General features: G+C 57.8%; 18 protein-coding genes and 1 other RNA gene. 13 read left to right on the top strand and 6 right to left on the bottom strand.

What is annotated here, in order from left to right:
• Positions 1 to 4 precede the first annotated feature (4 nt).
• From AC5S26_RS15960 to ffs, 3 genes are all read right to left on the bottom strand, one after another.
• Positions 5 to 595: a PadR family transcriptional regulator gene (locus AC5S26_RS15960; RefSeq protein WP_494185895.1), complete on the bottom strand. Its 591-nt coding sequence runs from the start codon at positions 593 to 595 to the stop codon at positions 5 to 7.
• Positions 596 to 838: 243 nt separating this feature from the next.
• On the bottom strand, positions 839 to 1,855 hold the full coding sequence (locus AC5S26_RS15955) for a beta-ketoacyl-ACP synthase III (RefSeq protein WP_494185894.1): 1,017 nt from the start codon (positions 1,853 to 1,855) through the stop codon (positions 839 to 841).
• A 265-nt stretch (positions 1,856 to 2,120) separates the two neighbouring features.
• Positions 2,121 to 2,218, bottom strand: an RNA gene (gene ffs / locus AC5S26_RS15950) — signal recognition particle sRNA small type.
• A 92-nt stretch (positions 2,219 to 2,310) separates the two neighbouring features.
• Between ffs and AC5S26_RS15945 the strand changes: the two genes are divergently transcribed.
• The 4 genes from AC5S26_RS15945 to AC5S26_RS15930 all read left to right on the top strand — a co-directional run bounded on the left by AC5S26_RS15945 (position 2,311) and on the right by AC5S26_RS15930 (position 7,624).
• Positions 2,311 to 3,321, top strand: a complete 1,011-nt coding sequence (locus tag AC5S26_RS15945; protein WP_494185893.1) for a pectinesterase family protein — start codon at positions 2,311 to 2,313, stop codon at positions 3,319 to 3,321.
• A gap of 45 nt (positions 3,322 to 3,366) precedes the next feature.
• A complete protein-coding gene (locus AC5S26_RS15940) occupies positions 3,367 to 4,539 on the top strand; it encodes an acyltransferase family protein (protein ID WP_494185892.1) in 1,173 nt (390 codons plus the stop codon).
• A gap of 254 nt (positions 4,540 to 4,793) precedes the next feature.
• The gene (locus AC5S26_RS15935) at positions 4,794 to 6,083 is read left to right on the top strand and encodes a PP2C family protein-serine/threonine phosphatase (protein ID WP_494185891.1); all 1,290 of its coding nucleotides are present in this window, start codon (positions 4,794 to 4,796) and stop codon (positions 6,081 to 6,083) included.
• A 77-nt stretch (positions 6,084 to 6,160) separates the two neighbouring features.
• Complete coding sequence (locus tag AC5S26_RS15930; protein WP_494185890.1) at positions 6,161 to 7,624, top strand: GH1 family beta-glucosidase; 1,464 nt, start codon at positions 6,161 to 6,163, stop codon at positions 7,622 to 7,624.
• A 62-nt stretch (positions 7,625 to 7,686) separates the two neighbouring features.
• On the opposite strand, the gene AC5S26_RS15925 is transcribed toward AC5S26_RS15930, so the two are convergent.
• The 3 genes from AC5S26_RS15925 to AC5S26_RS15915 all read right to left on the bottom strand — a co-directional run bounded on the left by AC5S26_RS15925 (position 7,687) and on the right by AC5S26_RS15915 (position 10,962).
• Entirely contained in the window at positions 7,687 to 9,090 is a 1,404-nt protein-coding gene (locus tag AC5S26_RS15925) for a flavin monoamine oxidase family protein (protein WP_494185889.1), read from the bottom strand.
• 280 nt (positions 9,091 to 9,370) lie between these two features.
• Positions 9,371 to 10,120 (bottom strand): SDR family NAD(P)-dependent oxidoreductase, encoded by a 750-nt coding sequence (locus AC5S26_RS15920; RefSeq protein WP_494185888.1) that lies wholly within the window; start codon positions 10,118 to 10,120, stop codon positions 9,371 to 9,373.
• Positions 10,121 to 10,209: 89 nt separating this feature from the next.
• A complete protein-coding gene (locus AC5S26_RS15915; RefSeq protein ID WP_494185887.1) occupies positions 10,210 to 10,962 on the bottom strand; it encodes a glucose 1-dehydrogenase in 753 nt (250 codons plus the stop codon).
• A gap of 110 nt (positions 10,963 to 11,072) precedes the next feature.
• On the opposite strand from AC5S26_RS15915, the gene AC5S26_RS15910 reads away from it, so the two are divergent.
• From AC5S26_RS15910 to AC5S26_RS15870, 9 genes are all read left to right on the top strand, one after another.
• Complete coding sequence (locus AC5S26_RS15910; protein WP_494185886.1) at positions 11,073 to 11,441, top strand: ArsR/SmtB family transcription factor; 369 nt, start codon at positions 11,073 to 11,075, stop codon at positions 11,439 to 11,441.
• 520 nt (positions 11,442 to 11,961) lie between these two features.
• Positions 11,962 to 12,519, top strand: coding sequence for a PEP-CTERM sorting domain-containing protein (locus tag AC5S26_RS15905; RefSeq protein ID WP_494185885.1), 558 nt, complete (start codon positions 11,962 to 11,964; stop codon positions 12,517 to 12,519).
• Between the two features lie 459 nt (positions 12,520 to 12,978).
• Positions 12,979 to 14,679, top strand: a complete 1,701-nt coding sequence (gene rimO, locus AC5S26_RS15900; protein WP_494185884.1) for a 30S ribosomal protein S12 methylthiotransferase RimO — start codon at positions 12,979 to 12,981, stop codon at positions 14,677 to 14,679.
• A 67-nt stretch (positions 14,680 to 14,746) separates the two neighbouring features.
• Positions 14,747 to 15,523 carry an SDR family NAD(P)-dependent oxidoreductase gene (locus tag AC5S26_RS15895; RefSeq protein ID WP_494185883.1) on the top strand — a complete coding sequence of 259 codons (777 nt, stop codon included), beginning with the start codon at positions 14,747 to 14,749 and terminating at the stop codon, positions 15,521 to 15,523.
• Between the two features lie 78 nt (positions 15,524 to 15,601).
• Entirely contained in the window at positions 15,602 to 15,814 is a 213-nt protein-coding gene (locus tag AC5S26_RS15890) for a DNA gyrase inhibitor YacG (RefSeq protein ID WP_494185882.1), read from the top strand.
• Positions 15,814 to 16,323 carry a phosphatidylglycerophosphatase A family protein gene (locus AC5S26_RS15885; protein ID WP_494185881.1) on the top strand — a complete coding sequence of 170 codons (510 nt, stop codon included), beginning with the start codon at positions 15,814 to 15,816 and terminating at the stop codon, positions 16,321 to 16,323. Before AC5S26_RS15890 ends, AC5S26_RS15885 begins: the two co-directional genes overlap by 1 nt.
• Before the next feature lie 56 nt (positions 16,324 to 16,379).
• Positions 16,380 to 17,420, top strand: coding sequence for a gluconolaconase (locus tag AC5S26_RS15880; RefSeq protein WP_494185880.1), 1,041 nt, complete (start codon positions 16,380 to 16,382; stop codon positions 17,418 to 17,420).
• A gap of 230 nt (positions 17,421 to 17,650) precedes the next feature.
• Complete coding sequence (locus tag AC5S26_RS15875) at positions 17,651 to 20,944, top strand: TonB-dependent receptor (RefSeq protein ID WP_494185879.1); 3,294 nt, start codon at positions 17,651 to 17,653, stop codon at positions 20,942 to 20,944.
• A 181-nt stretch (positions 20,945 to 21,125) separates the two neighbouring features.
• Positions 21,126 to 22,445, top strand: coding sequence for a Gfo/Idh/MocA family protein (locus AC5S26_RS15870; RefSeq protein WP_494185878.1), 1,320 nt, complete (start codon positions 21,126 to 21,128; stop codon positions 22,443 to 22,445).
• Positions 22,446 to 22,558 lie beyond the last annotated feature (113 nt).

The raw sequence follows: 22,558 nt of genomic DNA, 5'->3' as shown, positions 1-22,558 counted from the left end.
TCCTCTATTGTTTCTTCATCCCTGCTTTTTCGATCGCACTCAACTGCCTGAGCGTCTCTCTTCCCCACTGCACCATTGCTTCGCTGTAGTGGCTGCCATAGCTCAGCGTCATCAACCAGAAAGGGAGCTGTGGATCGTTGGCCCTGTTCTTCTTCAAATCTTTTGCAATCCCGGCATAGACATTAAGAGCAGCTTCCTGCCTCTGAACGAAGGCCGTTACATCCTCTCGACTGGCACCCACGGGAGCCTGCCCTCCGAAAAACAGCTTCAGCAGAAGCTCGTTTCTCGGAACCGCCTCTGCCGATGGCGTCATCAGCCACTCCTGCAGCCGTTCTCTTCCTTTTCCGGTCAGCGAGTACACATTCCGGTCCGGACGCCCCTTTTGCCGCTCGGTCTTCTTTTCCACGAATCCTTCTGAAGTCAGCTGCCTGAGCGCGGGATAGATCTGGCCAAAGCTCTCGCTCCAGAAGTGTCCGATCGACTGCGAGACGACGGAGCGGATCGTATAGCCGGACATCGGAGCCATGCTCAGCACACCCAGCACCGCATCTGTCGTAGAACTCCCTGTTCGAATTTTCGTTTTCTTCTTTGACATATCTAATAGATATATATCTTTCAGATAGTAATTACGCAACTTCATCCGTCACAGTTCCGCAAAGGATCTGCTTGTCTAAAAAAGAAAAAAAGAGCGAGCTCTCAGGGAATTAGCTCGTGCCCGGGCGCAAGTTTCCTCACGACACACGGAGTCCGAGGATCTCCGTCCCGCATCGATTTCATGACGTCCTGAAACGGTGTCTCAGGGAGGACTCTCGATCCAGTGCAGTCCGCCTGTCTTTCCTCAGAACTCCCAGCGCAGAAGCGTAGCCCCGACTGTGAATCCGGCGCCTACACTGGCAAGCAGCACCAGATCGCCCTTCTTCAGGCGTCCCTCGTCCAGCGCCGTCTGCATCGCCAGTGGAATCGTTCCTGCCGTCGTATTGCCGAAGCGGTCGATGTTGATCACCACTCGCTCCACCGGCAGTCCCAGACGGTCTGCGGTTGAAAGAATGATCCGCTTGTTAGCCTGATGTGGGATAAAGCAGGAAAGCTCGCTTCCCTCAAGTCCATTCCGACTCAGCACGGTCTCGGCAGCCTCGGCCATCTTGCGGACAGCAAATTTGTAGACTGCCTGTCCATCCTGATGGACGTAGTGCATCTTCTTCGCCACCGTCTCTGCCGTGGAGGGATGCAGGCTTCCGCCTCCCGGCATATTCAGCGCCACAGCGCCCGCTCCGTCGATCTCGTGCCAGTAGTCGATCAGGCCGACCTCGCCCTCCTCGCACGGCTCCAGCAGCACCGCTCCCGCACCATCGCCGAAGATCACGCAGGTTGCCCGGTCCGTATAGTCGATGATGGAGCTCATCACATCGGCACCGATCACCAGGATCTTCCGATGCATCCCGCTCTCGATCAGCTTGGCCCCTACCTGCAGGGCATAAGGAAACCCTGAGCAAGCCGCCGACAGATCAAACCCCCACGCGCCCTTCGCTCCCAGCTTCTCCTGCACCAGGCAGGCCGTTGCAGGAAACAGCATGTCCGGCGTCACCGTAGCGACGATGATGACCTCGACCTCGCTTGCATCGACGCCTCGCTTCGCCAGGCAGCACTTTGCAGCCTCAAAGGCCAGATCGCTTGTCGCTACCCCTGGTGCCACCAGGTGCCGCTCGCGAATTCCCGTCCGTTCCACAATCCACTGGTCGTTGGTCTCGACCATCTTTTCCAGGTCCCCATTCGTAAGCACTCGCGGTGGAACATAAGCTCCTACTGAAGTAATCTTTGCCCGCATCTGTGTCCGGGGCTTCAACGTCAGACTCAAACCTTCACCTCAATCCTGGGTAATGCTTAATCGCAATGACTTCCGTGAACCATTCTCTCCGAGAAAACATGGCATGTCACTCATGACGCATGCCTCTACCCGCAGGACGCATGGGTAACCGATCCCTGGGTTCAAATGTTTTGAAGTTAGGAAAGAGGGCAGATCGATTCAAGCAGTCACTTGAAAATGCTTCAAATAAAACTGTATTCGGTGACTTACTGCCACATTGCGCAACGACCGGCACAATTCTCGTGAGGCATTAAAAATGTACCGGGCGACCTACTGCGCCCGTAATGACCCGTTACCGTTGCTTCCTTCCGGACCTGGCGGGGTTGGCGGGATTACGTCGCGTAGGACCCGGCACACGTCTCATTCTAGCATCCGGAAATCCACACCCAAAACTCCCCTAAGCCCCTCATTTCCAGCCGCCTCCTTCAGCTGTTACCCTTGCACCCATGCGATTGGTCCTGCCACTTTTGCTTGCCACCTCCGTAAGCTCTTTTGCCGTGCCTTCTCTCGCTCAGGACGTCCACGTCCGTGTAGCCCATGGCGTCAAGACGGGCATCGAAGGCACAGCGGAGTTCCCCACAATCCAGATGGCCATGGACCACCACCCCTTCGCCGGTAAAGACGGAAAGCCGGGCCGCGTCTATATAGAGATCGAGCCCGGCATTTATCACGAGCGCGTCATCGTCACCCAGAATCACCCCAACATCACCTTCGTCGGCATGGGTAAGAATCCCGAAGACGTCGTCATCACTAACTCCTTCAATGCCAAGCAGGCCGGCGGAACCTTCTTCACCGAGACCGTCCGTATCGACGCCCCGGGCTTTGAGGCCGACAACCTTACCTTCGAGAACACCGCTGGCAACACCGGTCAGGCAGTAGCCCTCGCCATTCGTTCTGACCGCGCTGTCATTAAGCACTGCCGTATCCTCGGCCATCAGGACACGCTCTTCGCCGACTACGGACGCCAGTACTACCTCGACACCTACATCGAGGGCACCGTCGACTTCATCTTCGGCAACGCGCAGGCTGTCTTTGACCACAGCCAGCTCCACGAGCTCTCCCCCGGCTACCTCACCGCGCAATCACGCACCTCAGCCGAACAGACCACCGGCTACGTCATCGCTAACAGCAGCGTCACCGCCGACGAGTCCGCGCTCGCGGATCATCACTTCTTCCTCGGCCGCCCCTGGCGCCCCTACTCGCGCGTCGTCTATCTCCACACTGAGCTGCCCGCCACTCTTGCCCCGCAAGGCTGGAACAACTGGGGCAAGGTGACCAACGAACAGACAGCCTACTATGCCGAGTTCGATAACTCCGGCCCTGGCGCCAACATCACGGCACGGGCCCCATGGTCACACCAGCTCACCACCGCGGCAGCAAAGCAGTTTCTCCCGCAGAATTTTCTCCGCGGTAAAGATCACTGGGACCCCATTGCAGAGGCAAAGAAACTCCCGTAAGTTGCGCATCGCAGAGAAATCAGAAAGTATCATCCTCATCCAAACGTGAACTCATCCCCGTCATCCGTAACCTCGCGAAGCTGGAGTCGCATCGACGGCATCGATCTTCTGCGCGGGCTCTCGATCCTCTTCGTCCTGATGAACCACGTCAACATGCGTCTGCTCTCCGCAAAGGTTCCCTACACAAAGGGGCTGCCCGCGCAGCTCGTCTCTTCTCTCGTATGGAACGGTCAGTTCGGAGTCCAGATGTTCTTCGTGATCTCAGGCTTCCTGATTACGTCAACGAGCCTTCGACGCTGGCCAACTCTGAGCTCCCTCTCCGTAAAGGACTTCTACCTCCTCCGCTTCGCCCGCATCGCGCCGCTAATGCTTCTCCTGCTCTGCATTCTCAGCGGCCTGCACCTCGCGCACGTCACCGGATACATCGTCTCTCCAAAGACCGGTGGACTTGGTCGAGCTCTTCTTGCCGCACTCACCTTTCACATCAACTTCCTCGAAGCCACGCGTGACTATCTTCCCGCCGGCTGGGACATTCTCTGGTCGCTCTCCGTCGAGGAGATGTTCTACCTGTTCTTTCCCTTGGCCGTTCGTCTCCTGCGAACCAAAAAGCTCCTCATCCCCTTCCTCATGCTCTTTGTCCTCGCAGGCCCGTTCGCGCGAGCCAGAGCCTTCAACCCCAATCCAGTCTGGCGCGAATATTCCTATCTGGGAGGGATGGACGCAATCGCCCTCGGCTTCCTGACCGCCTTGCTTCTCTCGAACAAACGTCTCTCCAAGAGATCCATCCGGTTCAGCGGAGCCATCGGCCTGGCATTGCTTACCTTCAGCCTGTGCTTCTCCATCAAGGCCTATATCTGGGGTCTCGGCAGAAACGGTTTGAACATGACGCTGCTCGCTGTCGGCACCTGCCTGGTGATCGTCGCGGCCACACAATCCTCCTGGCAAGCTCCACGTCTGCTGTCTCCCCTTCTCATCCTCGGCCGCAAAAGTTACGAGATCTACCTGACTCACATCTTCGTCGTCATGGCCCTTTTCGCGATCTTCGTGAAGCTCGGCAAACCCCTCCATCTCGTACCCTTACTCTTCATCGCAGCCGTCGTAACCGCAGGCGTCCTGGGATGGCTGGTATCCGCCTTCTTTTCTGAGCCTATGAACCGCTTGATTCGCAGCAAGGTCGGGGACGACGCCAAAACCCTCGGAACCGTGCTCGCGAGCTGAAGCTGGCCGACCGCCACGGCGGCTGCACCCGATACCTCACCGTAACTTCCGCTGCTGCAAAGGAAGCATGAACCACGAGTGAGAACTCCCTGAGCCTTTCGGTTCGCAATCGCCAAAGCGGCAAGGCATCCGGGGCCAGAGGAAACCGGCACGGGCCAAAGATTGGCATCGCGGCGCGCTCCGAAACATCTAAACTTCAATCAGTAGCCAGAGTCAGACTCGCACCCGCCGGTCTGCCCTCCAAGGAGCGTCGGATGGCAACGACCTCACCTCGAACAATCGGCACCCCCCGTATTCCAAGGCTGCGCCTTCACACATCCTGCGACTTCGTTCAGGCCCTCATGAAATTGCAGCGGGCAGCGCACCTGATCACCTCCACCCTTGACCTCGATCCTCTTCTCGACCGCGTCGTCAACGACATCGCTGCTTCCATCGGGTGCGTTGAAGTCTCCGTCTGGTTGCGCGATCCCGAGACCGACGAGATGGTTCTCCGTGGCGTTCGCGGCTGCACCCTTTACCAGAAGGGCGCCCGCCGTCGAATTGGTTGCGAGGGCATGGTCGGCCACGTCGCTGCCACCGGACACATGCGCTACGCCCCCGACGTAACCCTCGATCCGTATTACATCCCCTGTGAGCCCGAGACTCGCTCCTCGGCGGACCTGCCACTCAAGGTGGACGGCGAAGTCATTGGCGTCCTCTCCATCGATCACAAACAGACGAATGCCTTCTCCAAAGATCAGCTGCAGGTGTTCAAGGCTTTGGCAGGACACATCGCCGTTGCCATCGAAAACGCACGCCGATTCAAACACGAGCGTCTGCAACGCGAACGCATCCAGAACGACGCCGAAGAAGCGCGAGCTGTCCAGCAGGCACTCTTCCTCAAAGCAGTTCCCCTCGTCCCCGGATTCGCCTTTGAGACCGCCTGGCATCCAGCCCGCGTCGTCGCGGGTGACTGGTTTGACTTCATGGATCTCGGCAACGACCGCTACGGCATCGCATTGGCCGACGTCTCCGGAAAGGGTATGGCCGCAGCGCTTCTTATGTCTGCAACGCGTGCCATTTTGCGCTCGCTCGCGAAGCTCGACGCCTCTCCCAGCCAGACGCTGCAGCGTCTCAACCAGACCCTGTGCGAAGACTTCCCCATGGGGAAGTTTGTGACCATGATCTATGCTGTGCTCGATGCACGCTCGCGCGAGATCACCATCGCCAGCGCAGGGCATCTGCTCCCCCTGCTCATCAACGGAGAGTGCGCGTTCCTCGACATCGACACCGGACTCCCACTGGGATTAGGCGAGTCTTCTTATCCCGAATACACCATCAAACTCAACCCCGGAACAAAACTCCTCTTCTACACCGACGGGATCACGGAAGCGATGAACCGTGCCGACGAAGAATACGGCTCCGCCCGTTTGCTCGAGCACTTCCTTCAACCGGATGCCTGCATCGAAGGATTGATTGAGGAGGTCCAGCGTTTCGGAGATGCGGCAGGCCAGACATCGGACCGGGCCGATGACGCCACCGCAGTGCTCATCCGCAGCCGATAACAATCTTAACGTCCGATTTGGCAACCGAAGACAGAAGCAGCTAAACTCCCCTGACACCTCAACCAGGGGAAAGTCCAGTGCTAAATCGTTTTTCCAGACGTCAGTTCGCGAAGCTCTTCGGCTCCGCCGCCCTCGCGCCCGCCGCTCTTCCCGCCCTCGCCGCGGCAGCCCCCGCGAACCCTCACTCCGCCGCACCCGCACCGCAACCCTTCCCTAAGGGCTTCCTCTGGGGATCGGCAACCGCCTCCTATCAGGTTGAAGGCGCGGTCAAAGAAGACGGCCGCGGCGTCTCCATCTGGGATACCTTCTCCCACACCCCGGGCAAGACCAACAACGGCGACACCGGTGACGTCGCCAACGATCACTACCACCGCTACAAAGAAGACGTGCAGCTCATGAAGGCCCTCGGCCTCAAGACCTACCGTTTCTCCGTCGCCTGGCCGCGCATCTTCCCCAACGGAACCGGAACCCCCAATCCCAAGGGCATCGACTTCTATAGCCGCCTCGTCGACGAGCTTCTCGCGAACGGCATCCAGCCCTACTGCACTCTCTTCCACTGGGACCTCCCCCAGGCCCTCGAAGACAAAGGCGGCTGGCAGTCCCGCGACACCTCCGAGGCCTTCGCCGTCTACGCCGGATACGTCGCCCAGCACCTCTCCGACCGCGTCAAGTACTTCATGACCCTCAACGAGATGAAGTCTTTCGTCGACATCGGCTACCGCGACGGCCGCCATGCGCCCGGCCTCAAGCTCTCCGTCGCCAAGGTCAACCAGGTCCGCCACCACGCCGTCCTAGCCCACGGCCTCGGGGTCCAGGCCATCCGCGCCCACGCCAAGGCCGGAATCAAAGTCGGCCTCGCCGAAAACGCCGAAGCCTGCTCCCCGGTGATCGAGACCGCCGAGCACATCGCCGCAGCCCGCAAGGCCATGCGCGAAGAGAACGCCGGCTACCTGACCGCCGTCATGGAAGGCAAATACACCGACGCCTATCTCGCGCACCACGGCGCCAACGCACCTAAGTTCACCGCAGCAGACATGAAGGCCATCGGCTCGCCCATCGACTTCGTGGGCCTCAACAACTACACCGCCACCTGGATCCGCGCCGACAGCTCTCCCGCAGGCTACGCCGTAATCCGCGATCCAGCCTCCTATCCGCACATGATGAGCTCATGGCTGCATGTCGGCCCCCAGGGCCTCTACTGGGGTCCAAAGCTCATCGCCGAAACCTGGGGAGTCAAAGAGATTTACATCACCGAGAACGGAGCCTCCTCCACCGACGTCCTCACCCCCGACGGCCACGTCTACGACAGCGACCGCGTCATGTATCTCCGCAACTACATCAGCCAGCTTCGCCGCGGAGTCTCCGAAGGCGTTCCCGTCAAAGGCTACTTCTGCTGGAGCTTCATGGACAACTACGAGTGGGCCGACGGCTACGCCTATCGCTTTGGCCTACACTACGTCGACTTCAAAACCCAGAAGCGCACACCCAAGCTGAGTGCTCACTTCTACAAAGAAGTCATTGCCCGAAACGGCCTAGCGTAGATTCTCTCGACAGCCGAACCATGAGTTCCTGTCTCGATCTCATAGTTCGGCTGTCTTCAACTTCATACAAAGATCTCCTCGACCACCCGATGCGCCGACTCGATGGCACCTTGCATCCAGCCATTCCAGCGAGACGTATGTTCGCCGGCAAAGAAGATGCGGCCCTCTCTGCGCGCGTTCACGGGAATCAGGCTGAGCTCGCCGGGACCGAATGCCGTAAGACCACCTCGCTGCCACGGATCCTGGCTCCAGCTCTTTGCTCGAACCGCTTCAAAGTTTTCGCGCGCACCAGGAAATACGCTTTCTGCATCAGCAAGCGTTTGCTTTACACGGCTCTGTAAATCCATCTCGTCCAGCTTCGCGGCCTTCGCTCCAATCACGTATGACAACAGCAGGCCGCGTTGTTCAGGTGAGTCCGGGCCAAGCGACCAGAATCGCTCCGACAGTAGATCCGTATTGGCAAACCCGCTCTGGCCCTTCGCCTTCCAGAACTGTCTCTGCATTTGAAGAAACACCTTGTCCACCGGGAAATATTTCAGGTCCCGGATGGCGCGTTGCTTTTCAGGGGACAGGCGCGCTTCAGGGAACAGATTCCTGGCGACTGAAAACGGGAGGGCGGACACAACATAATCGCCACGAACCGTCTCGCGGCCGCCCTCGTGTTCGATGACTGCCCACGCACCGCTGTCGTCCTGCCCAATGCTGGTCACGCGGCATCCATATCGGATCGCTCCGCCCAACTGCTTGGCCAGCGCTGCAGGAAGCAGATCGTTGCCACCGCGAATATGAAAGTATCCCTGGGATACCTGTTCGTTGAACTCGACCAGCAGAAGCAATGCGGCGCTCACTGTCGTATCGACTCCCAAAGTGATGAGTTCAATTGCATCCGAGGAGAGGCCCTGGTTCACCAGGTACTCGCGAAGCGTGAAGTGATCCTGCGCCAGAATGGACTCTGGTACGTTGGGCGAAAGCTCACCTCCTTTCGCAAGCTTCAGAGGTGCCCCCAGGTAGCGCTCCGCTAAGCCTGCGCGGCCCAGGCGGCGTTCCTCCGGACGCAGCTGAAGTGGCCAATCCGGTTCAGGGCCCTTCCCGGCAACAAAGTTCTGTCCGCGTAGATGAACGACATCCGCCAGATCCCCGCCTTTGAACGGTTCCAGCGTCAGTCCAAACTCGCGCACATAGTCCAGCGTGAATTGATGGGTATCCGGGATGCGTGTAGCCCCCGTTTCGGCAGAGACCGCCGGATCCAGTCCCTCCCGCAGCGTTTGAACCCTGCCTCCTGCGCGCCCTTGCCCCTCAAGGACGATCACTTCCAAACCGCGCTTTCTTAACTCGTATGCGCAGGAGATACCCGCCAGCCCTCCACCAACGACGACGACCTTTCGTTGCACTGGAGCCGCAGGAAGGTAGACCCCGCGAAAGAAGGCAGCAGCAGACGCTCCCGCAAGAAAATCCCGTCGATTCATAATGCTCTTCCACCAGCTCTTGTCTGTACGACAAGCGAAACAAATTCCATCACCAACCTCAAAAGTGTGACAAAGTAGCGTTTGATTATTTCTTTCATACGCTGATACTTGAAAAACACTGAAGCCGCTGAGTTATTCCCGAGCGTCTTCAAAACGCGGAAACGCACTCCCAGGCTGAGTGCACACTTCTATAAAGAGGTCATCGCCACAACTTCCTCGCAAAGCCTTTGAGAGGGCTCCGAAAAATCCATACTCACGGAGCCCTCCCGCTGTCTTGCGTTTAGCGCATCCCACCCGCTGTCTGAATCAGGGATCCGGTGATCCATCCCGCTTCGTCCGAGGCGAGAAACGCAACAACCGGCGCGACGTCTTCCGGAGTTCCGATACGCCCCAGCGGGGTTCCCTGCAGCATTTGCTGCTCGAAGTCACTGCCCTCCACGCCGGACGCCTTGAAACCCTCCGTCACAATGGGGCCCGGGTTCACGGCATTCACGCGAATCTTCTTCGGTCCAAGTTCCTTCGCCAGAACCCTCGTAATCGCATCCACTGCACCCTTGGTGCCGCTGTACACCACCGACATCGGTGGCGTTTGATCACTCGCTACCGATCCTATGTTGATCACGACGCCACCCTCCGCCGGGAATAATGCGACGCCAGCCTTTGTGGCAAGCAGCAGCCCCGTCACATTGGTGCCGAACATCAAGTCGATACTCTTCTCGGTAACGCCCTCCAGAGGCGCAAACTCGTACACGCCCGCATTGTTCACCAGAATGTCCAGCTTGCCGTAGGCCTTCTTCGTCTCGGCAAACAGCGCATCCACGTCCGCGGCCTTCGACACGCTGCCTCCGACCGCGATTGCTTTGCCACCAGCCTTTACGATTTCAGCAACTACTTTCTCCGCGCCCTCTTTGCTCGACGCGTAGTTCACCACAACCGATGCTCCCTCGGCTGCAAGCTCTTTCGCAATACCGGCGCCAATTCCCTTCGACGCCCCGGTAACCACCGCCACTTTTCCAGTCAGCTTTCCCATTTCTCTATCTCCTTCGTTGATTGTCAAACGATCTCGTTCGTTGATTGTCAAAAACTGATCTCTGATTCTCGAATGCAACGATCAGATCGTTAGACCTGCACCATACCGCCATCTACAAACAACTCCACGCCCGCCACAAAGCTCGAGTCATCCGAGGCAAGAAACACTACCGCCTTCGCAATCTCGTCCGCCGTTCCCATGCGTCCCAGCGGAACCTGCGAGGTGAGCCCGGCCTTCAGCTGCTTGGCCTGCTCCGCATCCTGCGCCAGTCCATCCACGCCCGGAGTGTCAATCGGACCTGGGCTCACCACGTTCACCCGAATCTGGCGATCCTTCAGCTCATTCGTCCACGTCCTCGCAAACGAACGAACCGCCGCCTTGGTCGCGCTATACACGCCAAACGCCGGCATACCCTTCACCGAGACGATCGACGCATTCAAGATGACCGTGCCGCCAGCAGGGATCAGGGGAAGTGCCTTCTGTACGGTAAAGAAAACCCCCTTCACATTCGTATCGAATGTCTTGTCGAAGTGCTCCTCGGTCACCTGGTCGATCGTGGCAAACTCTCCGCCTCCCGCATTTACAAACAGAACATCCACGCGTCCATACTGCTTCTTGATCTCCGCATAGACCCTGTCGATGTCCTCCAGTTTGCTCGCATCGGCTTGGATCGCCGTCGCATTCGACCCAATCTCCTTCACCGCCGCATCCAGGTTCTCCCTGCGCCGTCCGGTAATAATCACCTTCGCGCCCTCGGCAACGAAACGCTTTGCCGTAGCCAGTCCAATCCCGCTGTTGCCACCCGTTACCAGTGCAATCTTTCCTTCAAGCTTTTTCGACATATCACTCCTTTAGGGTTTTGCAGATGGTTTGATTCACTTCATATTCCAAAAGTTCCGGAAATATGAACTATTGAATCGAAACTTCCTCGCCACCTATCATAAGGATTAGAGTGAAGCCCTTATTTCATCCTTCGATCGAAGACATCGCCGTAGAGTCTGTCCTCCACGCGCTCTCTGATCCCATACGCGTTGCTATCTTCGCGGAGATCGCCACTTCCCAGTGCTCCGCCACCTGTTCCGCCTTCCAGAACATCATCGATCGGCCTATCCCAAAGTCCACCCTCTCGCAGCACTTCAAGGTTCTTCGCGAATCAGGGCTTATCCGCGCCGAGCGTAAAGGCGTCGAGATGTACAACACCTCGCGCTGCGCCGAGGTCGATGCTCGCTTTCCAGGACTCATCGCCTCCATCGTCAACGCTTACACCCTGCAATCCCGGGGAGAAAAGCGCGCAAAAACGGCAAAGCGTAGATCCAAATAAATGTCCCTTCATCTGTAACCGAGCCGGTCACCCTTTCTCCGCAGAACCCTCCTCACGCAATCACTCCGGTCTCGGCTCGCAAGTCATAAAGAAGAAGGCGTTTGCATACGTTGTTCCCTGCAATCCAATTCAACTTCATCCGTCATAGTCCCGCTTTATCGGAAGCCGGGAAGAAGCACGGGGAAACTCTCAATTCGCCCAAATGACGTGGGGTTCTGAGTTGAGGACGAATTTCCCGGGGCTCCATCCCAGCGAGAGCCACTCCGATAATCGGCCGCAATTCAAGAATCAAGCTGCAATTTTTTGCATTCGGTTTTTAAAAATTACATGAAGGTTTCCCCATTCCAAATCAGCGATATCTGCACAAACAATGGAGAAACCTATTTGCGCAAAATTGTGCACATTAACCAGAAAAATCTTTCAGTCTAGGCAATACAACTTTAGGGGCATCTACTACTTACCAGCAATAGAAAGTGGTTTTTTGCGCGACCCAACTTTTATCTTTTAGGAGATTTATTTCGTGAAGAAACTTTTGTCTTCTCTGGTAGTTCTGTCAGCCGTGGCGGTTGCCCCGGCCCTCTATGCCACACCTATTTCAGGCCAGTTCTCTGTTACCGGCGCCTCCGTTCAGGACACCGGAACCGAGTTGGTTTTCAATCCCAACACCATTAATGTCGGCGCGGCAAATACGATCCAGGGTGACTTCAATACCCTTCTCACTCCCAATGAAGCCGGCACAATCACCTCGCCCATCAACTATGCGAGCTACGTTGCAGGCAGCTCTTCGCTTGCATTCGGTAGTGGCAGCACCCTCCTTACCCTGACACTTGACAGCATCTCCTGCCAGCTGGCTGGGTCTTTCAACAACTGCATCGGCGGCGGCTCGATCGTTTCTGCAAATTCGGCCTTCGACCCAACTGATTTCTCTCTCTTCTTTACAACCAACACCAACGGAATCGTGACCTTCCAGGCAACAGCGCTGAGCAGTCCGTCGGCGGTTCCGGAGCCCTCCACCCTCATGCTGCTCGGCACCGGTCTGATCGGCGCTGCAGGAGCCCTCAAGCGTCGCCTGTCGTAATCGTTGTCCCCATTGAAACTTCAACGTATCGATTCAGGCAAATGAATCCCTATGGTCGCCCATCGAGTTCGCATCCTGTGCGGTCTCGATGGGCGAAATTCTTTTAACCGAAGATCTGTGTCAACCTCCTCCATTGGCACCAGGTTTTTAAGGCAAACAAAATAAACAGCTTAATGAGATTTCAGCGGACCACAAAGTTGCCGAAACAATTCGCCCGCTTCGATAAAATAGAAGAAAAGGCTCTGAACCCCGAAACTTGAGCCACAACGAAAAGGCGAATCGGCCAGGGAACGACTCGTTTTGCCCCTATTTCCAGGAAGTTGCGCGGGACATATTTTCCGCCAGGGATATTACAGGGTTAGTCCGGACCTAAATATTTTTGAATCAAGACTTTGCACTAAAAGGATAGGGGGAGGGGCACCTCCTCGCGGGGATTGAAGGCTGGTAAACTAAAAGACTGTGACTCTTCCGGCAACAATTGAAACCAGTCCCACGGCCGATCCGAATGGATCCCGGCCAAAGATCGGTTTTGTCTCCCTCGGCTGTCCCAAGAATCTGGTCGACTCTGAGGTCATGATGGGCCTCCTCCACTCTGCCGGTGGCGAGCTCACCCCCAACGCCGAAGACGCCGAGATCCTCGTAGTCAATACCTGCAGTTTCATCGACTCCGCCAAGCAGGAGTCCGTAAACACCATCCTCGAGATGGTCCAGCACAAGCAGGCCAACGGAGGCCGCGCCCAACGCCTTATCGTCGCCGGCTGTCTCGTCGAGCGCTATCGCGACGAGATCCGAAAGAACATCCCCGAAGTCGACGCCGTCGTCGGAACCGGAGAGCTCGAGGCCATCCTGAACGCAGCGGGCCTGTCTCCTCAACCCGCGCAGACACAGGACTCGCCCTTCAACATCCTGCCGCAGGCCAATATGCAGCCGCAGGCGCTCGCCGGCCGCGCCCATAGCGCCGTCCACCAGCACTCGCATCCAACCGAGCAGGGCGAGCAACTCCAGATCGAGACGGAAAGAGAGCTCGGCAAAAAAAGAAGTGCCGCAGAAGGAAGTGTCATCCTAAGCGAAGGAACTCACGAAGCGGGTTCCGAAGTCGAAGGACCCGCGGTCTCCTTCCGTGCCGAAGGTACGCATCGTGAGCAACAGGGCCGCTTCTCCCGAACCTCCTGGGATGGAGCCACCGCCGCACTGCCCGAATACCTCTACTCTGACGAGACGCCCCGAATCCTCGCCACGCCGCGCGCCTCGGCTTACATCAAGATCGCTGAGGGCTGCGACCACCCCTGCAGCTTCTGCATCATCCCGCAGCTGCGCGGAAAATTCCGCTCGCGCCGCATGTCCTCCATCGTCTCCGAGGCGGAAAAGCTCATCGCGCAAGGCGTCCGCGAGATCACCCTCATCGGCCAGGACACGACCTGCTACGGCGAAGACCTCGGCCTCACCGAGGGCCTCGCGCAACTGCTCGACGCCCTCGCCGTGCTGCCCGGCCTCAAATGGCTTCGCTTCCTCTACACCTACCCCAACAAGGTGACGACGCGGCTGCTCGAGACGATGGCAAGACACGACAACATCGCCAAGTACCTCGACGTCCCACTCCAGCACGCCAGCGCCAGCGTCCTCAAGCGCATGAAGCGCGGCGGCAACGCAAAGATCTTCCTTGACCTGATCGAGAAGGCCCGCCGCATCGTTCCCGGCATCGTCATCCGCACCAGCTTCATCGTCGGCTTCCCCGGCGAGACCGAAGCCGACTACAAAGAACTCGAAGCCTTCATCAAGGCCGCGCGCATCGACTGGCTCGGAGTCTTCACCTACTCCGACGAAGAGGGCGCCAAAGCGTTCGAGCTCGACGCCGAACTCAAGGTCCCCGAGCGCACCATCCAGGCCCGCCGCCGCAAGCTGATGAAGCTCCAGCAGAAGATCAGCGCGAAGGCAAAGGCAGAATGGGTAGGCCGCGAGGTCGACCTTCTCGTCGAAGGCGAGTCCGAAGAGACCGAGCTTCTCTGGGAGGGCCGCACCATCCAACACGCCCCCGAGATCGACGGCAAGGTCTTCATCAACGACTTCGGCCCCCACGAAGAACTAGTCCCCGGCACTTTCTACCGCGCCGAGATCACCGAGTCGCACGACTACGACGTAGTCGCCCGTATCGTTGAATAGCAGCGCAAAGCCGTATGAATCCATCCTCCAGATCTAGACATCTATCTGACTAGAACGAGGAGATTCGATGGACCTGCAGCTCAAAGACAAAACCGCAATCGTAACCGGAGGCTCCGCAGGCATCGGCCTCGCCATCACCAAGGCTCTGGCTGCCGAAGGCGTCACCGTTACAGTTCCTGGCCGCAGCAAAGAGAAGCTCGATAAAGCACTCGCAGGAATCAGCAACGTCAACGCCGTCGTGGCCGATGCTGCAACTGCTGAAGGTGCAACATCGTTGATCCAGCAGGTCCCCGATACCGACATCCTGATCAATAACCTCGGCGTCTACGAAGCCAAGCCCTTTGCCGAGATCACCGACGCCGATTGGCTCAAGATCTTCGAGACCAACGTCCTTAGTGGAGTCCGCCTTTCGCGTCATTACTTCCCGCGCATGCTCGAGCGAAATTCTGGCCGCGTCATCTTCATCTCTTCCGAGTCCGGCATCATGACGCCTTCGGAGATGATCCACTATGGCGTCACCAAATCTTCGCAGCTCGCGATCTCGCGCGGTCTCGCCGAGCTGACCAAAGGCACTGCCGTCACAGTAAACACCATCATGCCCGGGCCAACACGTTCGGAAGCGATCGTGGAGTTCCTCGAGAGCATGTCGAGCATCAAGAACCCGACTCCTGTACAGGCCGAAAAAGAGTTCTTCGAGAAACACCGCTCCAGTTCCCTGCTGCAACGCCTGATCGAAAGCGAAGAGATCGCCAGCCTGGTAGCTTTCATCGCCAGCCCGCTCTCCGCAGCAACCAATGGAGCCGCTCTGCGCGCCGAAGGCGGTCTGCTGCGTTCCATCGCATAGCAATCTAATCCCTCTGTGGTCAAGTGAGCATAGAGTATGTGCACGCCGCCGCAGAGCGGATTTACAATCGATACTGCAATGCCGAAAGCACTCTTCTGTCCGACCTGTCGCAACGTTGTCCTCATCGACAACGAGAACTTTCCTTTTTGCAGCGATCGCTGCAGGCTTCTTGACCTCGGCAAGTGGGCCTCGGGAGACTATAAAGTCTCCACCCCCATCCAGGATCCCGATCTCCTCGAAGAGCTGTCCCGTACGCAACGCAACAAGCCCAGCGGCGATGACGAAGACTAGTGGCGAATTCCAGCAAACAGATTCACCCTCCGTCTGAGAAGAAGACCCTCTGGGCCTGGGCTCTTGGAACCTTCTTTGGCGCTGGCCTGTTGCAACCCGGCCCGGGAACGTACGGCTCCATCGCGGCCGTGCTGCTCTGGTATGGCGCCGCGCACACCTTCCACCGCTCGCCACTCACACTTGCCATCGGAACCACGATCGCAGCCGCCGTAATTACGCTCCTCGGCATTCGCGCTTCCACGATCGTTGCGCGCGAGTCCGGACGGGAAGATCCCGGCCATGTTGTCGTCGACGAGGTCGCAGGACAACTGATCGCACTGATCGCGATCACACCCGACTGGCGTCATGCCGTTATCTCACTCCTGCTCTTCCGTATCTTTGACATTCTGAAACCCCCACCGGTTCGCCAGCTTGAACGTCTGCCGGAGGGAACGGGAATCATGATGGATGACGTTGCTGCTGGTATACTTGCGCTTTTGTGCGCGCAGCTTATCCAGTTATTCTTCTGATCTCTTGAGCGATGTCCTTGTATTGCCACAGCCATCGTTCTACCTTAGAAGGACGGATGAGTCTATTTCACCCAATTTCCGCAGATGGTCCCCATCTGAATCGCATTCAGCCACCCGCAGCGATGCCGGGTGGCGAGATCGAGCTTCAGGGCACTCATCTTGATCCGGCGGGAAGCCGTCTTCCCCATGCAAGCATCGGTGACACCTTTGCACCCGTCCTTTTCAGCCGGCCTGACCGCGCAACGGTTCTCGTACCGGATGGCAGCATCTCCGGCGATCTGGTCCTGCACCGCAACGGTGAGGTCTCGAACCCTCTCCTGGTGCATATCGCGGTCCCGATGGCCGAGAATCTTCATCCCGTCGCCAACCCAGCGGTCGATGCCACCGGCCAGGTCTTTACGACGCTGTCCGGATCGCGCGGGCAAGCAACACCGGTCTCCATCTTCCGCATTCAGCGCGACTTTCAGATGGTTCCCTTCGTTCGCGAGCTGATGAACCCCACAGGGCTTGCCTTTGATCGCGAGGGCTACCTCTACGCCAGCTCGCGCGCCGAAGGCACGGTCTATCGCATCTCTCCGGAAGGAGCCATCGCGACTTACGCCGAGGGGATGGGAATCGCGACCGGAATTGCCTTCGACCGCGACGGCAATCTCTACGTCGGCGATCGCTCCGGGACCATCTTCAAGATCAATCCGGAACGTGAGATCTTCGTCTTCGCAACGCTTGAGCCTTCCGTCTCCGCTTATCACCTGGCCTTCAACGCCGCTGGGACGCTCCTGGTAACCGGACCTACCACATCTTCCAATCAAGCCATCCATGCGATCGATCGAGACGGCAATCTCTCCGTCTTCTTCCAGGGTCTCGGCAGGGCGCAGGGAATGGCTTTTGACGTGGATGACAACCTGTATGTCGCTGCCAGCCTGCAGGGCCAGCGTGGAATCGTCCGTATTACCCCGTCGCGCCAAGCCACCTTTGCCGTCTCCGGCAACAACCTCGTCGGGCTGACCTTCGTCGAAGACGGGTGCGCTGTATTAGCGACCCGCGATGCACTCTATCACGTGGCTCTCGATATTGAAGGCCGCTCCCTGATCGACTGATTCTCCGGCTATCCCGGGTTCAAACCAGCGCCTTCGTGCGCCTCGCTTGCCTATCGAATAACTTTCACATAATGAAATGTACTTTCTCTGGTTGACATTCACCATGGGCGGTAGGCAGACTGGCAGACGTCGTTTTTATTCAGAAAATGACGTTTGCACCCATAGAAGGAAGGCCACCGCTTTACCCCCCCATGAAAATACGTAGGCTCAGAAACACTTTTCTATCCGTTTTGGCGTTTGTCCTGATTTTTCCAGCGACCACACTCTTTGCGCAGCAAATCACGGCCACGCTCTCCGGAACTGTTACCGATTCGACCGGCGGTGTCGTTCCCGGAGCCCATGTCGTTGCCACGAATACCGGCACCAATGCTGCGTTCCCGGCTGACACCAACGCCTCCGGCGAATTCCGCATCAATCTTTTGCCCGTTGGCAATTACACGGTCAAGATCACAGCCACCGGCTTCAAGAGCTTCCAGCAGACCGGCGTCGTGCTGGATCTCGGCCAGTCGGCCAATCTAAACGCGCAGCTTTCAGTTGGGGGCGCCAACGAGACGGTGGATGTCTCCACCTCCGTGCCACTGGTCAACACCACCAGTTCCGAGGTGGGAGCCACCGTGCAGAACCTCGAGATCGAGAATCTCCCTATCGTCAATCGCAACGTCTACGACCTGCTCTCGCTCGTGCCCGGCGTCCAGACCAACGATCAATCCTTCACTCTCGGTTATCCGCAGCAACAGGTGCTGATCAACGGCGGCGTGCAGATCGCCAATTCCGGCTCGACCAGCTATTACCTCGATGGCGGCACGAACATGACTGGCCTGCGCAACACCGGCAACGTGCAACCGAATCCCGACGCCGTCGATCAGTTCCGCGTCGAGACCAACAACTACAGCGCCGAGTATGGACGTTTCCCCAACGGTGTCATCAACGTCATCACCAAGTCTGGCTCAAACAAGTGGCATGGCTCGGCGTTCGAGTTCTGGCGCGAGACCGCACTCAATGCCAAGAGCTATAACTCGCCTGAAGCCTCGCCGTTGCATCGTCATCAGTTCGGCGGCACTATCGGCGGTCCCATCCTCAAAGACAAAACTTTCTTCTTCTTCAGCTATGGCGGGCTTCGTCAGATCACAACCACCTTTCTAAACTCCGGGGTTGTTCCCACCGGTGCCCAGCGCGGCGGAGATTTCTCGGCCAACCTTCCGACCCAGAGCGGAGCCATCACCTCTTGCACGCAGAAGCTCAACGCTGCTGACACGCAGGCAGGCAACTTCATCGTCTGCAATCCGATTACACGGAAGCCCTTGGCCGGAAATATTATCCCCAAGAGCATGCTCGACCCGACGGTGCAGAACCTGGTCAACACGAACGGAACCCTGCCCTCCATTCCGTTGCCCAATGCCGCCGACAACTACTTCCAGGGCTACGTCACGCTTCCCTACAACACTGACGAATACCTGTTCAAGGTCGACCACAATTTCTCGCCCAATCACCGCTTCTCAGGGGAGGTCTTCGAGAATGGTGGTGTAAACACGGCCAATGCTGGAGGCAATCTCACCTGGTCGAAGCAGAACTACGTCTTCCGCCAGTGGAATGCTGTGCTGAGCGACACCTATACGTTCAACCCCAACTGGGTAAACGAGGCATGGCTCAGCTATGCGCGAAATCTCGGCGGCCGCGTCAACGCCCCGGCCGTTGCCATCGGTGATTACGGCTCCGCCTTTCAGGTACAGGGCACTCCTTCCCTGCCGCAGATCGGTGTCAGCGGCTACTTCACTGCTGGCGAGGCGATCTCAGGCCCACGCGCGGGATCGAACTATTACGAGGTTCGCGATACCGTGCTCTGGACGCAGGGGCGTCACTCTATCCGCTTCGGAGGCAACGCTGCGCTGGACAAGGACATTCAGGAATCCTTGCTGAACAACTACGGCGTCTTCTCCTTTACCTCCTCAAGCAGTGCACGCAGCGGGAATGCACTTTCGGACTTTATTCTTGGATTGCCCAACACCATGAACCAGGACGCTCCGAGTATTCAGCGTATGAACAGCTGGAACGGCGGCCTCTTTATCCTTGACGACTTCCGAGTCCGCCCGAATCTTACACTCAATCTCGGGCTACGCTGGGATGTTCAAACACCGCCTGTGGACACCAACGACATGATCACAACCTTCAGGCTGGGTCAGCAGTCAACTCGAATTCCGACAGCCCCGCTCGGCCTGGTCACCATAGGGGATAAAGGAGTGCCGCGTGGAGTTCTTCCGACCCGCTGGAATCACTTTGGTCCGCGTGCCGGCTTCGCCTGGGACGTCTACGGCAATGGAAAGACCGCGGTACGCGGTGGCTTCGGATGGTTCTGGGGCTCGATCTCGGGCAACGAATGGGCCGGGGCGGGCGAGCCTTTCACCGTTCGCCAGCAGTTCAACAACGTTCAGTCGATGACCAACCCCTACGGAAACTATCCAGGTGGATCGCCTTTCCCCTATAACTACGTGCCGGGCGGAACACCGATCTTCACCTATCCTTTTAGTCTCGGAGGCATTGACAGAAACTTCGATTGGACCTCCGCCTACCAGGCGAATCTGAGCGTCGAGCAGCAATGGACCAACACCTTCGCCACCTCGGTTGGTTATGTCGGTAACCTCGGCCGCCACCTGCCCTTCGGCACCGATAGCAACTATCCCACCTTCGCCACACCACAGAATCCAGTGAACTGCAATCCAACTTGCATCACCACCAGCACCTCCACCAATGTCGATGCGCGTCGTCCGATTCTGCCGGGAACCTATCAGGGGATCAGCATCTTCGCCTCCCAGCAGACGTCTGCTTATCATGCGCTGCAGGTCACAGCCACCAAGCGGATGAGCAATAACTTCAGCCTGCGCTCGTACTATCTCTGGGCGAAGAACTGGTCCAGCGCCGGTATGCAGAGCAGCACCGCGACGGTCGAGAACCCCACCAAGATGTATCTCGAACGCGGACGAGCAGACAACGACTTTCGCCACACCTTCGTCGCTTCCTTCGTCTGGATGCTGGACTACTATCACGGCTCCCAGTTCCTGATGAAGAACCTCGTCAATGGCTGGTCTCTCTCTCCTATCATCACGCTGCGCAGCGGCGATCCATTCACCGTCACCTCCGGGACCGACGTCAACCTGGATGGAACGAACAACGACCGCCCCAACGTGACGGGGAACCCGATCCTCAGCCCGAAGCGTTCACGGAATGATGTGAAAGCGCGTTGGTTTGATCCCACCGCCTTTACCATTCCCCAGGTAGGGACCGATGGGACCGCACCTCGCAACCTGCTCGACGGTCCCGGATACAAGAACGTGAACGCCGCCCTGTTCCGCAACTTCAAGTTCGGAGAGCGATACACCTTCCAGTTCCGTGGCGAGTTCACCAATGTATTCAATAATGTGAACCTCTCCACACCAACTTCATCGCTGGCAAATCTCTCAACCGCCGGCCGCATCACCGGGGCTTCGGCGATGCGACAAACGCAGCTTGGACTCCGCCTGACCTTCTAACTACTGGCATCTTCTTCACTTCAGGCGTACCGGCTTCGGTACGCCTTTTCTGTCTTTTGCTCCCTCTGGCCCATCTTCTATCCGGTCGTGTACATTTATTCCGCATCCCCTTTGGAACGTTATAGGGCCTACTGGTCCCTATTGCTTCAAAGATCGAACTAACTCCTTGGAGGAGATGAAAGTGATTACCCGACGCGAATTTCTCGACACACTCGCCATTACGGCTGCTGGGGCAGCCGTCAGTACCAATGCAAAGAGCTACGCCCAGATCGTTGGAGCCAACGATCGCGTCAACTTCGCGGTCATTGGACTCAACAGCCGCGCCTATGCTCATCTCTCCTCCCTCAAGGCCAATGAGAAAGCTTCCCGCATCACTCATATCTGCGACGTGGATACTACTATTCTCAACAAATTCGCGGGCAAGGCTGCGACCTCACTGGGGTACAAACCTGCGACCGAGAAGGATTTTCGCAAAGTCCTGGCTTCGAAGGACGTTGACGCCATCACCATCGCGACACCGGACCACTGGCATGCACCAATGGCCATTGCCGGCCTTGAGGCAGGCAAACACGTCTACGTTGAAAAGCCCTGCAGCCACAACCCCGGCGAAGGAGCGATGCTCGTTGCCGCGCGCGACAAGTACAAAAAACTGGTGCAGATGGGAAGCCAACAGCGTTCTTCCCCGCATACCATGGAGATCGTTGGAAAGATCCACGAAGGACTGATCGGCCGGGCCTACTATGCCAAGGCCTGGTACAGCAACACTCGCAAGTCCATCGGCACCGGCAAGCCCGTCGCCGTGCCCGCCACCCTTGATTGGGACCTCTGGCAGGGACCAGCGCCACGCAAGGCCTACATGGACAACTGCCATCCTTACAACTGGCACTGGTTCAAACATTGGGGCACGGGCGAGACTCTCAACAACGGAACCCACGAGGTAGACGTCTGCCGCTGGGCGCTCGGCGTCGACTTCCCCAAACACGTCTCGGCCTCCGGTGGTCGCTATCAGTTCAAGGACGACTGGCAGTTCTACGACACGCTGGTCACGAGCTTCGAGTACGACGACAAGATCATCTCCTGGGAGGGCAAGTGCTGTCAGGGAATGAAGTTTTATAACCGCGACCGCGGTGCCTCCATCATGGGAACTACCGGGACCGTCGTCGTCGACCGCGGCGGCTACGAGATCTACGATCTCAAAGGCACAAAGACCAGTGAGTTCAGGGCAGAAAAGTCATCCGCCGCAGCCGATCTCGTAGGTGCCGATTCGATGACCGATCTCCACTTCGCCAACTTCATCGCCGGTATCCGCAAGGGCGAGAAGCTTCATGCGCCTATTGAGGTTGGCAACGTCGCCGTGACCATGCTGCAGCTCTCCAACGTCGCCTGGGAGCTCAACCGCGGCCTGTCACTCAACACCGCGAACGGCCATGTTCTCAATGACACCGAAGCGATGAAGCATTGGGATCGCGAGTACGAAAAGGGCTGGGCTCCCAAAGTCTAACCGCGCTCTTCGCAATCTGACGGCGGTCTGCAGACAGCGGGCCGCCGTTTTCTTTGCCGATATCGACGATACAAACCGGAGTGTTGCATCTCACCTTTAAGGCCAGAGTAAAG

It is taken from the genome of Edaphobacter sp. FHG110511_03, from assembly GCF_059115365.1.
This window is presented reverse-complemented; position numbering and strand designations above follow the sequence as displayed.